The organism is Streptomyces sp. NPDC002476, assembly GCF_042889785.1.
Lineage (GTDB): Bacteria > Actinomycetota > Actinomycetes > Streptomycetales > Streptomycetaceae > Streptomyces.
In genome coordinates this window covers 168,850-183,513 of sequence record NZ_JBIARH010000002.1, presented here as the reverse complement: position 1 = coordinate 183,513, position 14,664 = coordinate 168,850, and the positions used below count along the sequence as shown (strand labels likewise).

The following is a 14,664-nucleotide window of genomic DNA, read 5'->3' as shown; positions in this document are numbered from 1 at the left end:
CTCGGAGGCTCAGACCTCGACCGTCGTGCCGTCCAGGTACGTCAGCACCACCGAGTCCGCCCTCGAGTGCACCCGCACCGAGTCGCGCGGCGCCTCCGGATGCACGGTGTCCCGGGAGAGGACGACCAGCGAGACATGGATGCTCCGCCCTCCCGGGTGCGGCCGGCTGCGCAGGTACGGGATCGCGGAACGCAGACCGTGGGCGTCGGACTGGAGGTCACGCGCCACGGCGGCCCCCTCGACGCCGCCGTCCCAGCCGTGCAGCGCGACGGCAACGGCGTCTACCTCGACGAACAGTCCTCGCGCATCCTCGTCGAGCGCAACGTCATCACCCGCGCCGGGTACAAGTGGGTCTCCAAATGGGCCGACTACGGCATCCACAACACCGCCCGGGGCAACTGGAACGACACGGCCGCGCCCCCGCTCGCCGGCGAGGGCTCGGCCATGACGGACAACCCCCGGGACAGAACACCTAGGGCTGCGCAACACCTGGGGCTGCGCACCGAGGCGTACGGCTGTGTGCACACCGGGCGGCTGACGCTCGCCCTGGACCACTCGCTCGTGCGGTACAGCGGCGCCGAACGGTCCGTGGCGGGGGAGGGCGACGCGCTCCGGTCTCCGCTCATTCCGTCCGCTCCGGCCCCGTCACCGGTCCAGGAAGGCGCCGATCCGTTCCCGCAGTCCCCGCGCGTCGAGACCGTGTGCGGCCAGGTGCTCGTCCATCTCTCCGTACTTGCGCAGCTCGGCCCGCCCCACTCCGAGCCCCAGCACCCGGTGCGGCACGTCGGCGAGCGCGTCGTTGGCGGCGGCCGTGGACGTCCCCGCCAGATACGGTTCGACGACCACCACGTCTGCGGTGCGGCCGGCGCCGACCGCGCGCCTGAGCCCGGCCCCGTCGAACGGGCGCACCGTCGTCGCGTACAGCACGGTCAGGTCGAGCCCCTCGGTCGCCGCGAGCACGTTGTCGAGCATCGGCCCGACCGCGACCACGACCCCGCCCGTGCCCTCCCGCACCGAGGTGAAGCCGGTCTCCGCGCCGACCGGCCGCGCGCGGTCGTTCGACTGGAGCGACAGCCGCACGTACACCCGGTCGTCGCCGGCCGCCGCCTGCCGCAGCAGCGCCTCCGCCTCGTCCGGGTGGCCCGGGACCTGGACCGTCCATCCGTCGAGGGTGTCCATGAGGGCGACATCGCCCGGCGCCATATGGGTGAAGCCACCGGCCGGCCAGTCGTACGAGGCCCCGGCACTCACCAGCACCCCGCCCACTTCCTGATGGCCGAAGTCCAGTTTGACCTGCTCGAACGGGCGCTCCACCAGAAAGCTGGCGAAGGTGTGCACGATCGGCCGCAGGCCGGTGAGCGCCATCCCGGCCCCGGCACCGACCAGCAGCTGCTCCCTGATCCCGACATTGACCACCCGGTCCGGATGGGCCCGCTCGGCCGGTCCGAATCCGTCCCGGCTGATCTCGGCCAGTACGAGCGCGAGACGGGGGTCCTCGTCCAGCATCTGCGAGACGGTCGAGATGAACCGGTCACGCATCGTGTCCATGTGAAATGTCCTTCTTTCGTTTCGTGGCGTTCTCGTCGGTTCCGCGTGTCCGGTCAGCTCTTGGGGTCGACGTGCGCGACCACCGCGTGCGGCCGTCCGGGGTGCGGCTCGGTGAACGCCGCGAACAACGCTTCGTGGTCGCGTCCGTCCACGGTCGCGACCGACCAGCCGGCGGCCTCGAACCGGGCGGCGATCCCGCCGGGCCGCGCGTGCGAGGCCGACGCGTTGTCGACCACCACGGTGTGCAACTGCTCCAGCCCGGCCGGGCCCGCGTACGCGATCGCCTCGTGATTGCTGCCCTCGTCCAGCTCGGCGTCCCCGACCAGCACCCATACCCGGGGACCGGTCAGCCCCTGTGCCCGCAGACCCAGCACGCTCCCCACCCCGAGCGGCAGCCCGTGCCCCAGAGATCCGCTGCCGATCTCCGCACCCGGTACGAGTGTCCGGTCCGGATGGTGTCCGAGCGGCGAGTCGTACGTCCCGAACCCGGGCAGCAGTTCCTCGCCGAAGAAGCCATGGGCGGCCAGCACCGCGTAGTACGCCATCGGCCCGTGCCCCTTGGACAGCAGGAACCGGTCACGGTCGGGAGCGTCGACGGTGCGGGGCGTCACCCGCAGCACCCTGTCGTAGAGCACCCAGAGCACGTCCAGAGTGGAGGTCGCGGCGGGGCCGTGCTTCTCGTCCCCCGTCATCAGGCTCATCAGCCGGTTCATGTCGCCGTAGTGGCCGGTCGTCGTGACTGTGGTCCTCGTCATGTCTCCAGCCTTGAACATCAAGCCCGGTTGAGGTCAAGGTGGGAAAGGTGTTCGTGACCACCCTCCTGAGTGCGGTATTGTTCTCATGCGCGTTCGGCCAGGGGAAAACCCAGGTCAGACGGGTAGCGGGACGTGGCGCAGCTTGGTAGCGCACTTGACTGGGGGTCAAGGGGTCGCAGGTTCAAATCCTGTCGTCCCGACCGCGCGGAGACGCAGGTCGGAGGCCGTTCTCTCATGACGAGAGGACGGCCTTTCGTGCGTTCGAGGGCGTGGTGGTCGCAGTGCGGTCGCCCGCCCGGAACGCGGACGGACCGGACGCCCGGAGGCCGGACGACGGCGACGCATCGCGAGGGTCCGTACGCGGATGGTGGGCGGACCCTCGTGGGCCCGGAAGGAGTCGCCGCGCATCGCGTCGACCACCTGGCGGCTCGAAGCGTGCCTCGGGTCAGCACCACTCGCCGTCGGACGATGTGATGGACGTCGGCGATGCCGGGACCGGGAGAGGCCGCCGGCACCCTCGGACGCCGTGCCGGGACGGCTCAGCTGTTGATGCGGTCGGTCACCGCGGTACTGCACTCGCCGGAACCGATCCCGGGCCCCGTCGTGCAGTCCCGGAGCGTGATCATTCCGTCCTTGCGCATGTTGTGGTTGCGACGACGTGTGCTCGATGGCGAGTGCCGTGATGCCCCGCGTCGGCACGGAACCGGTTCATGTCCTGGAACCTGTCCGTCGGGCCGGGGTGAGGCGATATCCGCTGACTTGACGTCATGAGTGGTTTGCCGGGGCTCGTTGGAAATCAGCAATGATGGCGATCACGAAGAGGTGCCGGAGCAACGGAAGGACCGCAACGATGCACGACGACCAGGGCCGGTCGGCCGCCGCAGTGTTCGACGCGCTGGGGGAGGAGTACGAGCGGGCGTTCGCCGGCTCGCCCGCCCGCCATGCCTCGCTCCAGCGCCTGCTGGAGGAACTCCCGCCGCACGGAAGGGTCCTGGACGTCGGAAGCGGTACGGGGCGGCCGACGGCGTTGGCTCTCGCCGAAGCCGGGCACGCCGTCCTGGGCGTCGATGTCTCCCCCGTCATGGTGGAACTGGCGTCCCGTCAGGTTCCGAGCGCGTCGTTCGTCTGTGCCGACATCCGCGAACTCGACCTGGAAGAGGGCGGGTTCGACGCCGTGTGCGCCTACTTCTCGTTGCTGCAGATGCCCCGGGAGGACCAGTCGAAGGTGCTGCGGAAGCTCGGGCGGCTTCTGGCACCGGGGGGCGTGCTCGCCGTCGCGACGGTGCCCCTGGACGTCGAGGACGCCTCCGTGGTCTTCATGGGGCAGGAGATGCGGGTGTCCAGCTTCGACGCCGCGTCGTTCACCGAGACGGTCACGGCCGCCGGGTTCTCGGTCCTGTGGGAGCGCAGCGATCTGTTCACCCCGGCGCACGGGGCGGCCGTGCCGGAACCGGAACTGTTCCTGCTCTGCCGTCGGGGCTGACCGGGCCGCCCTACCGGGACGGCCCGACGGGGACTGCCTGGCCGGGGGCGGTGCTCCCTCAGTGCTCGCGCGTGATCCGCGTGCTCGCGCGGAGCCGTGCGCGTGCCGCCGCCCGTCCGCGACCGCCGAGCGGACCCCGCCACCCGCGCAGTGCCCGGGCACCGCACCCGCGCCACTGCGCGGGCGAGAGGGGAACGGGCTGACCGCCCCTGGTGACCAGCGCGTTGACCGGTGTCATCGGGTCCGCGGCCATGGCCTTCGCCAGGAGCACGCCGATGACCAGTGGGGCCAGGGTCACGGCGAGGGCCGTACCGGCCGTGGTCACGTGCTGGAGGCGGGGACGGTGCGGTGTGTGGGGAACCATGACCGTCATTCGACCAGCCGCGCGCGGACGGGGGACCGGTCCGCGTACTCAGCCCGACCGCCTCTCGTACTCAGAGCCGCAGGTGCCCGGGCCGGCGCCCGTCGTGGAGGCCGCCTTGATGCCCTTGGTGATGTCGTCCATGACCGAGAGCGCGGGCGCCTGCGGACCGATGTCGAACCCCGAACGGACGACGACCATCGTGTCCGCGTCGCGGGGGGACGGGAAGGCCAATGACTGCACGTGCCCGTCGTCGCCGTTCTTCGTCACCACCTTCCAGCGCACCAGGTAGCCCTGACGGCCCGCCACCGTGACCGCCCCGGACTTCAGTTCCTCGTGCGAGGTGATGCCGCCGTAGATCTTCTCGCCGTAGGACTCCGTGGCGTTGGCGGAGATGTCCCGCGTCGCCGTGGCCTTCGCCGTCTCCGTGTCGAGCTTCAGGGCCTTCGCCGGCGCGGAGAACACCCCGCCGCGCACGCACGGCTGGGACGCGTCGCCCGGGCAGGGGTACTCGCCCGTGGTCACGCCGGCGCCCGACACTCCCGACCGGCCCGTCCAGCCCTTCGGCACCGGAAGGCTGATGCCGCTGAGCAGGTCGGTGGCGTACCCGTCCTCCACCGGGGGCCGTTCCCGGCCCGGCGCACGGTCCTCGCCGCCCCGGTTCTCCCCGCCACGCCCCCCGGGCGCGCCGTCGGGTCCGGTGGACGGTGCCGTGGCCTCGTCCCGTCCCGCGGGCGCGTCGTCGGAGTCGTTCAGGAGGAAGAGGCCGCCCGCGACGGTGGCGAGCACCACCGCACCGGCGGCGACGCCGATACGCCTGCGGCGTCGCCGGAGGGTGGCGGGCGGCACGCGCAGATGGTCGGTCCATCGGGTGCCGTCCCACCAGCGTTCTTGAAGGGGGCCGATTCCTGTATGCCCGGGGTCGGGATGCCAGCCGGGCGGGCTCGTCTGGGTCACACGGCCCACCGTAGAGCGATTGCCTGAGAATCAGATGAATCCGTTGGCGGGGGATGTGCGCGATGGGCACCATCGGGGTGGTCCCCGGCGGCGGAATCCCCCGCCGGGCAACGCGATCCGTCGCGGGAGCAGCACGGTCTGGAGGAGCGGGACGCCCTGGCTGCCGAGCGCCGGCACGGTCCGGTGGCGCTCGCCGCGGGGGAGACGCGGGCCGGGGTCGCCCGGTTCGGCGGCGGTGCGGGGCGGCACGGAGTCTTCGGCGACTGACTGCGCTCTTTGGTCCGACCATACGTTATATGTGACATAGTGGGGAGCGGAGCAGAGGACGCGACGGCGGCCGGACGACACCGGTCGGGGCAGGGGGTGACGGATGGGGGTCGAGTGGCAGCCCGTACGGCAGTCGCGCACGCACGAACTCGTGCTTCAGAGCATCGAGCAGCGGGTGTTCGCCGGCGAGCTCAAGGCCGGTGACCGCTTGCCCCCCGAGCGGGAGCTGGCGCCGGTTCTCGGGGTCAGCCGGTCCGCGTTGCGCGAGGCCCTGCGGGTGCTGGAGACCATCGGCGTGCTGGTCGCCCAGCCGGGCCGGGGACCGGACGCGGGGGCGCGGATCGTGCGCAATCCGGACGACGCCCTCGGGCGGCTGCTGCGTCTGCACTTCGCCCTTGGCAGCTACGGGCTCCATGACGTCCTGGAGGCGCGCGTCGCGCTGGAGCGGTCCAGTTTCGAGGCGGCCGCGCGGCATGCCTCGAAGGAGGACCTCGACGAGGCGGAGGGCCTGGTCGAGCGCATGGGGGAGCCCGGGATCGAGGTCGCCGAGTTCAACGACCTGGACACCCGGTTCCACGTCCACATCGCCCGCAGTTCGGGCAACGAACTGACCTCCACGCTCACCTCCGCCGTGCGCGAGTCGGTGCGCCCGCTGATCCTGCGGGCGCTGGAGCGGGCCGAGGACTGGCCCGCCACGGCCGCCGCGCTCGACGCCGAGCACGCCGAACTGCTGGGACTGGTCCGGTCCGGGCGGGGCGCGGACGCCGCCGACCTGGTCGAACGGCATATCCGCAACCTCCACGGCACGCTCGTCGACGAGGGTGCCGGGCAGGTGTGAGGCCGCCGGTCGATCTGTTCCGGGCCCGGCTTTCGGGACGTGATTGTCAGGTGCATGACCTCTCACTCATGCCTCTGTCCCTGCATGCGTGCCGCACCCTTCGCGTTCTGGACGGAGGCTAGTATGGTCGGACCATAAAAGAATCGGAGACACGATCGGAGAGGTCCATGCGCATCGGACTCTTCGCCACCTGTCTGGGAGACACGCTCTTCCCGGAGGCGGTGAAATCGACCGCGGTCCTGCTCGCCCGTCTCGGCCATGACGTGGTGTTCCCTCCGGGGCAGACCTGCTGTGGACAGATGCACGTCAACACCGGCTACCAGCGCGAACCCGTGCCGCTGGTGCGGAACTTCGCCGAGCAGTTCGGCGACGCGTCGATCGACGCCGTCGTCACGCCGTCCGGTTCGTGCGTCGGAACGGTCCGTCACCAGCACGACCTGGTCGCCCGGCGGTACGGCGACGCCGCGCTGCGCTCCGGGGTCGCCACCGTCAAGGACAAGACATACGAGCTGTCCGAACTCCTCGTCGACGTCCTGGGCGTCACCGATGTCGGGGCCTACTTCCCGCACCGCGTGACCTACCACCCCACCTGCCACTCCCTGCGCATGCTCCGGGTCGGGGAGAAGCCCCTGAAGCTGCTCCGCGCCGTCGACTCCATCGACCTCGTCGAACTCCCCGAAGCCGACGCGTGCTGCGGGTTCGGGGGCACGTTCGCCCTCAAGAACGCCGACACCTCGACGGCGATGCTCCAGGACAAAATGCGCAACATCGCCACCACCGGCGCCGATGTCTGCACCGCTGGTGACTCGTCCTGCCTGATGCACATCGGCGGCGGTCTCTCCCGCATCGGATCGGGTACCCGGACCCTGCACCTCGCGCAGATCCTCGCCGCCACCCGCACCGCGCCGTACGCCCCGACGGAGGCCCTCGGATGAGCAGCACCTTCCTCGGCATGCCCGCGACCCCGCCCCGCTCCCCGTACGGAACGGGCAATCTGCGCGGCGACCGGACGTTCCCGAAGGCGGCCCACGACGAACTGCGCGACGAACAACTGCGCCGCAATCTCGGCAGAGCCACCCGCACCATCCGCGCCAAACGCCTCGACGTCACCGGTGAACTGCCCGACTGGGAGGCGCTGCGCGACGCCGGATCGGCCATCAAGACCGACACCATGAACCGGCTCCCCGAACTCCTGGAGGAACTGGAGCACAAGGTCACCGAGCGCGGCGGCACCGTCCACTGGGCGCGCGACGGCGTCGAGGCCAACGAGATCGTCACCCGGCTCGTCAAGGCGACCGGAAGCACCGACGTCATCAAGGTCAAGTCGATGGCCACCCAGGAGATCGGCCTCAACGAGCACCTCCAATCCGCCGGCATCACCGCCTACGAGACGGACCTCGCCGAACTGATCGTCCAACTCGCCCATGAAAAGCCGTCACACATCCTGGTCCCCGCGATCCACCGCAACCGCGACGAGATCCGGCGGATCTTCCTCAAGGAGATCCCCGGCGTCGACCCGCGTCTCGACAACGTGCCCGCGCATCTCGCCGCCGCCGCCCGCGCCTATCTGCGCGAGAAGTTCATGACGACCGAGGTGGCGGTCTCCGGGGCCAACTTCGGCATCGCGGAGACCGGAACGCTCTGCGTCGTGGAGTCGGAGGGGAACGGCCGCATGTGCCTGACCCTGCCCGACACCCTCATCACCGTCATGGGCATCGAGAAGGTGCTGCCGCGCTACCAGGACCTGGAGGTGTTCCTGCAACTGCTGCCGCGCTCCTCCACCGGGGAGCGGATGAACCCCTACACCTCGATGTGGACCGGGGTGACACCGGGCGACGGGCCGCAGGAGTTCCACCTGGTCCTGCTCGACAACGGCCGCACCGCGGCGCTCGCCGACCGGATCGGCCGGGAGGCCCTCAACTGCATCCGCTGCTCGGCCTGTCTCAACGTCTGTCCGGTGTACGAACGGGTCGGCGGCCACGCGTACGGATCGACGTACCCCGGACCGATCGGCGCGGTCCTCACCCCGCAGCTCGCCGGGATGGACGCGGCCAAGGGCGACCCCAACGGCTCGCTGCCGTACGCCTCCAGCCTCTGCGGCGCCTGCTTCGACGCCTGCCCGGTCAAGATCGACATTCCGTCGCTGCTGGTCGAACTGCGCCATCAGCACACCGAGCACGCCGGGACGACGGCGGAGAAGCTGGCCATGAAGGCCGCCGCGACAGTGATGCGACGACCCGGGCTGTACACGACCGCGCAGAAGGGCGCCGCCCTGGGCCGCGTCCTCGCCGGACGGGACGGCAGGATCAGACATCTGCCGCCGCCTTTCGACCACTGGAGCGCCGGACGCGACACCGCCGCGCCGCCGAAGCAGACCTTCCGCGCCTGGCTGGCATCGGCCGAGGGAGCCGCGACGATGCGCGCGGCCGCCACCGAGCACACGGACAACCCACGGAAGGAGGAGGAGAAGTGACGACCGCACGCGAGACCGTGCTGGGCCGGATCAGGGATGCCCTGACCCTCGCCCCGGTCCAGGACACCCCCGTGGGCCGCGCCTACCGCACCGGGCGCACCCTTCCCGACGACGAACGCCTGGCTCTCTTCACCGACCGCCTCGTCGACTACCGGGCCGAGGTGCGCACCTGCACCGCCGACCGTACCGCCGCGACCGTCGCCGAGGTGCTGCGGGAACACGACGCACAGCTGATCGGGGTACCGGCAGGACTCGACACGTCGTGGCTCGGCGGGCACGACGGCGAGGTCCGGATCGACTCGGCCGACCTTCCGGCACCGCGCCTCGACGCGCTGGACGGAGTCGTCACCGCGTCGGCCGCCGGCTGCGCCGAGACGGGCACGGTCTTCCTGGACGGATCACCGGACCAGGGCAGGCGGGCGCTCTCCCTCGTGCCCGATCTGCATGTGTGCGTCGTCGACCTGTCGGCGGTCGAGGTCGGTGTGCCCGAGGCGGTGGCCCGGCTGGTGCCGGACCGGCCGACGACGCTGATCAGCGGACCGTCCGCCACGTCGGACATCGAACTGGAACGTGTGGAGGGTGTCCACGGACCGCGCACCCTGGTGGTGGTGATCCGCACCGACGCGTAGGGCGGGCAGGGCCCAGGACACGGGGGCGGGCCCGCGCGGGACCCCTGGCGGGGTGGCGGGGGGCCGCTGCGCGCCCCGGCGACGACCACCGCCAGATGGTTGTCCACCACGTTCCCACCCGAGGTGGGACCGGTCACCGTGGAGTACGACTGACGGCTGTACAGCGGATCGGCCGGGGCACCGGCCTCGCCCTCGTGCGGCAGCACGTGGTCGCTGCCGTGGTTGTGCAGCCGTACGATCCCGTACGTATCCGTGGACTGCACGAGCAGTCCCGGCGCGGGCAGCGCGAGCACCCGGTCGGGTCCCTCGCTCGGCGCGGGCTCCTCGGTCGCCGTCCACAGCGGATGATCCTCCGGGGCCAGCAGCGACACGAACGCCTTGGACGCCCAGTACGGCGACGCGGGGGGCCGAGCAGTTCTGCAGACCGGCCGGGTGCGGGCCGTGCCGGCCCAGGCTCAGCAGCCCGTTCGCGCCCACCGCGCCGCGGTCCAGGAAGGAGCGCAGCGCACCGTCGATCACCGTCGGGAGACACCGGGCGCGAGCGGGGTGTGCCCGGTGACGGCACCGAGCGCGACCGACGAGGCGGCGGCGAAACGGTGGGTCGGCGACCGGCCGAAGTGGATCGGCGCGCCGTCGCCGCCGAACAGCAGCGAGAAACCCTCCAGATGTTCGCTCAGCCGCGCGCCGTAGTGCGCGAACTGCCCGGCGTCGTCCGACAGATGGGCGTCCAGCACGGGGTAGAGGTGCAGCGCCCAGCCGTTGTAGTGGTCGAAGGCGCGTCCGTCGCCGTCCGAGCACCAGCCGTCGCCGCGGTACCAGCCCTCCAGCAGGTCGCGGGCGCGCTCCCCGGTGGCTGGATCGGTCGCGCCTGCGTGGACCGGATCGACCAGAAGCGCTTCGAGCAATTGGTGATCGCGGCGACCGTCCTCGGCGGACTGCGACTGCTGCCGCGTTGAACGGCGCGCGACGGCTCACGACCACGGGTGCGCGGGCGGTGCGGTGGCCGTCGGAGCGCAACGCCCCGGCCCTTCCGGTCGCCGCTCGTGGCGGCGGGGGAGGGCCGGGGCGTTGCGCTCCGACGCGTGAGCGAGCCCGGTCAGATGACGTCCTCCTCGATCTGCGCCTGCTCGCGCGCGGTCCCGTACGCCGAGGGCGTGCTGTACGAGCGGCGTGCTACGAACCACCACACGGTGGCCAGGACCAGCACCGCGATCAGCGCGATCGACGCGTAGTTCATCGAGTCGATCGTCACCGGCGACGACTGCGGGAGCAGGAACAGCACGGTGACGAAGGCCACCCACACCACGGCGATCCAGCCGATGGGCTTGCTCCAGCGGCCCAGGTGCCACGGACCGCGCTCGAAGCGGTCGCCCGAGCGCAGCTTCAGGAAGATCGGGATGGCGTAGGCGGGGGTGATGCCGATGACGTTGATCGCGGTCACCGCTCCGTACGCGGTGGCCGAGTACAGCGACGGCAGGGCCAGCACCGCGGCGACGGCCACCGACAGCCACACCGCGTTGACCGGCGTCTGGGTGCGCGAACTCACCTTGCGCCACAGGGCCGAGCCCGGCAGGGCGTTGTCACGGCTGAACGCGAACACCATCCGGCTGGCGGCGGCGACCTCGGCGTTGCCGCAGAACAGCTGCGCCGCGATGACGATGAGCAGCAGGGCCGTGGCCCCGGAGGTGCCCAGCGCGTCGATCATGATCTGGGCCGGCGGCACATTCGTCGCGGTCTCCTGGGCGCCCTTGTAGTCCTGGATGGCGAACGTCAGCCCGGCCAGCAGGACGAACCCGGCGATCCACGACGCCCAGATGGCGCGGACGATGCCCTTGGCGGCCGTCACCGAGGCGTTCGACGTCTCCTCCGACAGATGGGCGGAGGCGTCGTAGCCGCTGAAGGTGTACTGGGCGAGGAGCAGACCGATCGCCGCCACGTACAACGGGTTGTCCCAGCCGGTGTCGTTGACGAACTCGGTGAAGACGAACTTCGGGGACTGGTGGTGCGAGGGCACGACCGCCAGCACGACCACGATCACCGCGACACCGGCGAGATGCCACCAGACGCTGATGGAGTTGAGCACGCTGACGAGACGGACACCGAAGAGGTTCAGCACCGCGTGCAGCAGCAGGATGCAGACAAAGATGATCATTGTCTTGCCCGGGGTGGGGGTGAAGCCCCACTGCAGGTTCATGAACGCGCCGGTGAACAACGCGGCACCGTAGTCGATGCCGGCGATCGCGCCGAGCAGGCCGAGCAGGTTCAGCCAGCCCGTGTACCAGCCCCACTTGCGGCCGCCGAGCCGGTCGGCCATGTAATAGAGCGCCCCCGATGTCGGGTAGGAGCTGGTGACCTCGGCGAGCGCCATGCCGACGCAGAGCACGAAGAGCCCCACACCCGCCCAGCCCCAGAGCATCACCGCCGGACCGCCGGTCGACATGCCGAAGCCGTACAGCGTCATGCAGCCGGACAGGATCGAGATGACGGAGAAGCTGATGGCGAAGTTGCCGAACCCGCCCATGCGACGGGCGAGAACCGGCTGATAGCCGAGTTCGCGCAGTCGCTGCTCCTCGTCGTGCGATGGGGCGGCCTCCGCACCCGAACGGGCGGGGGTGGATATGGACATGGGAAGACCTCCGTGAGCGGTGGACAGGGGGACGGACGGACAGGGGAGCGGCCGGACCGCGGACGCCTGCGCGAGGTCCGGTCCGGAACGGGGGAGTGCGGTGTGACGGCGCGGCGTACCGGCTCAGCCGGGCGGACCGTGCCCGGGTTCGCGGGGCGCGGCCAGGCAGCGGCTCCGGGCGCGCAGGAAGACCTCCTCGGCGCCCCCCGGGGCTCTGGGGTCACGCGTCCGGTACATCCAGGGGACCGAGGTGAAGTACGGCCCGAGCTCCTCGAACACCGGAGCCGCCTCGGCGAATTTGAGCGCCCCCCACAGCGCGTGGGCCAGATGGTTCAGATCCGGCAGGGAATGGGAGAGCGGGGGAGTGCGGCGGAACCACAGCCGGGAGGCCCGCATCGCGTCCCGTTCGGCGTCCTCGGTGACCCAGTGCAGGTCCAGGGCCTTCTCGTGGCCCTGCTCCCGCCGGTACCGCTCGACCCGTACGTACAACGGAAGCACATGCAGCGCGGAGCCCTCCGGGGCCGAAGAGGCCGCCCATTGGACGAAGTTGAACGCCTCCGAGAGCATTCCGCCCGCCTTGCGCGCGTACACGAACTGGAGCATCCGGTGGTACGCCTCGCGGTTGTACGGGTCACGCCTGTCGGCCTCCGCCAGCAGCCCCCACGGGCCGGGGAAGAGCATCGGTCCCGGCGGGTGCATCCGGTGCTCCTCCAACTGCTGGCGCTCGTCCAGCTGGGACAGGGCGAGCAGACACACCCACGGCACCGGGTCGGCGGGCGAGGCGTGTGCGGCCGTCCGGCAGGCGCTCCACGCCTCCTGCCACAGCTCCCGGGCCCGGTGATGGCCCTCGCGGTGGGCGCGGACGGCCCGTTCCACGACGACCCGCGCGCGCATCACGGCGGCGGCCACGCTGTGCGGCTCCTCGGCCAGCCACGCCTGCACTGCGTCCGAACCGGCGGCGACCGCGCCCAGCACCTGCGTGCGCTGCGTCCACAGGGACCAGTCCGGAGTGCTCTCCAGCAGCTTCCGCATGGACAACCAGCGTCCGGTGCGCAAATCCTGTAACGCGGAACGTAAGTCGTTGTCATGGCCGGCCGGGTGATAGACCGGCCGGAATTCACTGTTGGCCATCGACGTTCCCTGCTCCCGTGCGACGGGACGGAGAGCGGGGCACGGAGTGTCTCCTCAGCACGTCACACAACCCCGTGGCGGAGTGGAACCCGTGGTGCGGCGGAGTGCCCGGGAAGCGGGGTCCCGGCGCTCGGGGCGGTGTTTCGGTCTCATGAATCCTCGGGGGCGTGGGGGGCGTGCTGCTGTTGAATTCCGAACTGCTTTAAAGTGTCAGGGTGTTGCTCGGCGGTGAGTGTAAGGCCAGTCGACCCGAACCCCCGACCGATTCGCGGATCTTACGGCCTGGCGCGTGTTTCGAAAGTCCCGTCCGGCCCGCGACGCCTGGCACGGAGCCTCGCCACGTTGTCGGGATCGTCCGTGTACGCCCTGTACGAGGACGACCCACCCTCCGCCTTGCGATGCACCGCACCGGACCCCGCGGGCCCCGCCCTTCGGGCGGACGACGCCCGTTTCGAAACACGCCCTGGAAGCCGTATCCCAAGTCGACTGATCCTTGCACGGGTTGATTTGCCGAAACGATTCCGCGCCCCCTGTCCTGACGAGCCTTGACGTGGGCGGTGGTCTGCATCACGCTGGGCTTCGCAGATCAATGATCACGATTCTGTTCGAGACACGGATCCGTTCAAGCCGCAGAGCTTCCGCGCCGATGGAGTGTCGATGACAGGCCCGGTACTCGCCGTGGACCAGGGCGCATCGGGCACCGAGGCGCTCGTGGTCTGCCCCGAACGCGGCGTGATCGGTTCCGGGCCGGCCGCGGCACGGCAGCGGGGGAGCTGTCGAGGCCGACCCGGCGGAGCTGCTCGAATCGGTCCTCCTCGCCGGGAGCCGGGCGATGGTGCAGGCGGGCGAACTCGTGTCGGCCGTCGGCCTGGCCAACCAGGGCGGGACGGTCCTCGCCCGGGATCCGGACGCCGGGCGGCCCCTCGCCGACGCCATCGTCCGGCAGGACCGCCACTCCGCGCCGATCTTCTCCGAACTCGAAGCGTACGGCGGCGAGTTGAGGCATCTCACCGGCCTTCCGCTCGACCCATGCTTCGCCGCCCCCAAAATGGCCTGGATCCGTCGGGAACTCACCCGCGAGGGCGTCGTCACCACCAGCGACTCCTGGCCCGTCCACCGGCTGACCGGTGCGTTCGTCACGGACACCGCGACCGCGGGCCGCACCCGACTGCTCCATCCGGAACGGGCCGAGTGGTTCCCGCGCGCGCCCTGGACCTCTTCGGACTTGGCGGCGAACGCCTCCCCGCCGTCGTCGACTCCGACGCGGACGTCGGCACGACCACCGCCTTCGGCACCGAGATCCCGCCGACCTGACTCCTCGTCGACCGACAAGCCGCGCTGCTCGCCCAGAACGTGCTGCACCCGGGCGACGCCACATGCACCTACGGAACCGGCGCGTTCCTGCTCGCCCGGACCGGGCCCGCCCCGCGCCGGGCCGCCACCGGACTGGTCGGCTGTGTCGCCTGGCGACTGGGCGGACACACGCGCTACAGCCGCCCGCGTTCCGCGCCCGGCCAGGCCCGGCGTCCTGGCCCGCGGTACGATCCCGCGTTCCGTGCCCGTGCCGCAGTCGCGTGTTCCGCCGAAGGGTCCTGA

At 71.0% G+C, this 14,664-nt stretch carries 12 protein-coding genes, 1 tRNA gene and 2 pseudogenes; 7 read left to right on the top strand and 8 right to left on the bottom strand.

The window, feature by feature from the left end:
• Window positions 1-9: 9 nt before the first annotated feature.
• The 3 genes from ACFYXM_RS02675 to ACFYXM_RS02665 all read right to left on the bottom strand — a co-directional run bounded on the left by ACFYXM_RS02675 (window position 10) and on the right by ACFYXM_RS02665 (window position 2,303).
• Window positions 10-381: a hypothetical protein gene (locus tag ACFYXM_RS02675; protein ID WP_389286173.1), complete on the bottom strand. Its 372-nt coding sequence runs from the start codon at window positions 379-381 to the stop codon at window positions 10-12.
• Window positions 382-645: 264 nt separating this feature from the next.
• Window positions 646-1,548, bottom strand: a complete 903-nt coding sequence (locus ACFYXM_RS02670; protein WP_389286172.1) for a transketolase family protein — start codon at window positions 1,546-1,548, stop codon at window positions 646-648.
• 53 nt (window positions 1,549-1,601) lie between these two features.
• A complete protein-coding gene (locus ACFYXM_RS02665; protein ID WP_389286170.1) occupies window positions 1,602-2,303 on the bottom strand; it encodes a transketolase in 702 nt (233 codons plus the stop codon).
• Window positions 2,304-2,429: 126 nt separating this feature from the next.
• Between ACFYXM_RS02665 and ACFYXM_RS02660 the strand changes: the two genes are divergently transcribed.
• Both ACFYXM_RS02660 and ACFYXM_RS02655 read left to right on the top strand, forming a co-directional pair.
• A tRNA-Pro gene (locus ACFYXM_RS02660) sits at window positions 2,430-2,503 on the top strand.
• A 650-nt stretch (window positions 2,504-3,153) separates the two neighbouring features.
• Window positions 3,154-3,786 (top strand): class I SAM-dependent methyltransferase, encoded by a 633-nt coding sequence (locus tag ACFYXM_RS02655; protein ID WP_389286168.1) that lies wholly within the window; start codon window positions 3,154-3,156, stop codon window positions 3,784-3,786.
• 58 nt (window positions 3,787-3,844) lie between these two features.
• Here the strand turns inward: ACFYXM_RS02655 and ACFYXM_RS02650 are convergent, their stop codons facing one another.
• Both ACFYXM_RS02650 and ACFYXM_RS02645 read right to left on the bottom strand, forming a co-directional pair.
• The gene (locus ACFYXM_RS02650; protein ID WP_389286167.1) at window positions 3,845-4,150 is read right to left on the bottom strand and encodes a hypothetical protein; all 306 of its coding nucleotides are present in this window, start codon (window positions 4,148-4,150) and stop codon (window positions 3,845-3,847) included.
• 48 nt (window positions 4,151-4,198) lie between these two features.
• On the bottom strand, window positions 4,199-5,104 hold the full coding sequence (locus ACFYXM_RS02645; RefSeq protein WP_389286166.1) for a DUF2510 domain-containing protein: 906 nt from the start codon (window positions 5,102-5,104) through the stop codon (window positions 4,199-4,201).
• Window positions 5,105-5,474: 370 nt separating this feature from the next.
• Between ACFYXM_RS02645 and ACFYXM_RS02640 the strand changes: the two genes are divergently transcribed.
• The 4 genes from ACFYXM_RS02640 (at window position 5,475) to ACFYXM_RS02625 (ending at window position 9,311) form a co-directional block, all read left to right on the top strand.
• Window positions 5,475-6,209, top strand: coding sequence for a FadR/GntR family transcriptional regulator (locus tag ACFYXM_RS02640; RefSeq protein ID WP_389286165.1), 735 nt, complete (start codon window positions 5,475-5,477; stop codon window positions 6,207-6,209).
• A 167-nt stretch (window positions 6,210-6,376) separates the two neighbouring features.
• Complete coding sequence (locus tag ACFYXM_RS02635) at window positions 6,377-7,144, top strand: (Fe-S)-binding protein (RefSeq protein WP_389286164.1); 768 nt, start codon at window positions 6,377-6,379, stop codon at window positions 7,142-7,144.
• The gene (locus tag ACFYXM_RS02630; protein ID WP_389286162.1) at window positions 7,141-8,682 is read left to right on the top strand and encodes a LutB/LldF family L-lactate oxidation iron-sulfur protein; all 1,542 of its coding nucleotides are present in this window, start codon (window positions 7,141-7,143) and stop codon (window positions 8,680-8,682) included. The genes ACFYXM_RS02635 and ACFYXM_RS02630 overlap by 4 nt, the downstream gene beginning before the upstream one ends.
• Complete coding sequence (locus ACFYXM_RS02625) at window positions 8,679-9,311, top strand: lactate utilization protein C (protein WP_389286160.1); 633 nt, start codon at window positions 8,679-8,681, stop codon at window positions 9,309-9,311. The genes ACFYXM_RS02630 and ACFYXM_RS02625 overlap by 4 nt, the downstream gene beginning before the upstream one ends.
• 377 nt (window positions 9,312-9,688) lie before the next feature.
• Here the strand turns inward: ACFYXM_RS02625 and ACFYXM_RS02620 are convergent.
• The 3 genes and pseudogenes from ACFYXM_RS02620 to ACFYXM_RS02610 all read right to left on the bottom strand — a co-directional run.
• Window positions 9,689-10,216, bottom strand: a pseudogene (locus ACFYXM_RS02620) (DUF2264 domain-containing protein); the annotation flags it as partial.
• Window positions 10,217-10,407: 191 nt separating this feature from the next.
• The gene (locus tag ACFYXM_RS02615; protein WP_389286159.1) at window positions 10,408-11,937 is read right to left on the bottom strand and encodes an amino acid permease; all 1,530 of its coding nucleotides are present in this window, start codon (window positions 11,935-11,937) and stop codon (window positions 10,408-10,410) included.
• A gap of 123 nt (window positions 11,938-12,060) precedes the next feature.
• Window positions 12,061-13,068, bottom strand: coding sequence for a hypothetical protein (locus tag ACFYXM_RS02610; RefSeq protein ID WP_389286157.1), 1,008 nt, complete (start codon window positions 13,066-13,068; stop codon window positions 12,061-12,063).
• Window positions 13,069-13,725: 657 nt separating this feature from the next.
• On the opposite strand from ACFYXM_RS02610, the pseudogene ACFYXM_RS02605 reads away from it, so the two are divergent.
• Window positions 13,726-14,559, top strand: a pseudogene (locus tag ACFYXM_RS02605) (FGGY family carbohydrate kinase); the annotation flags it as partial.
• Window positions 14,560-14,664: the final 105 nt, after the last annotated feature.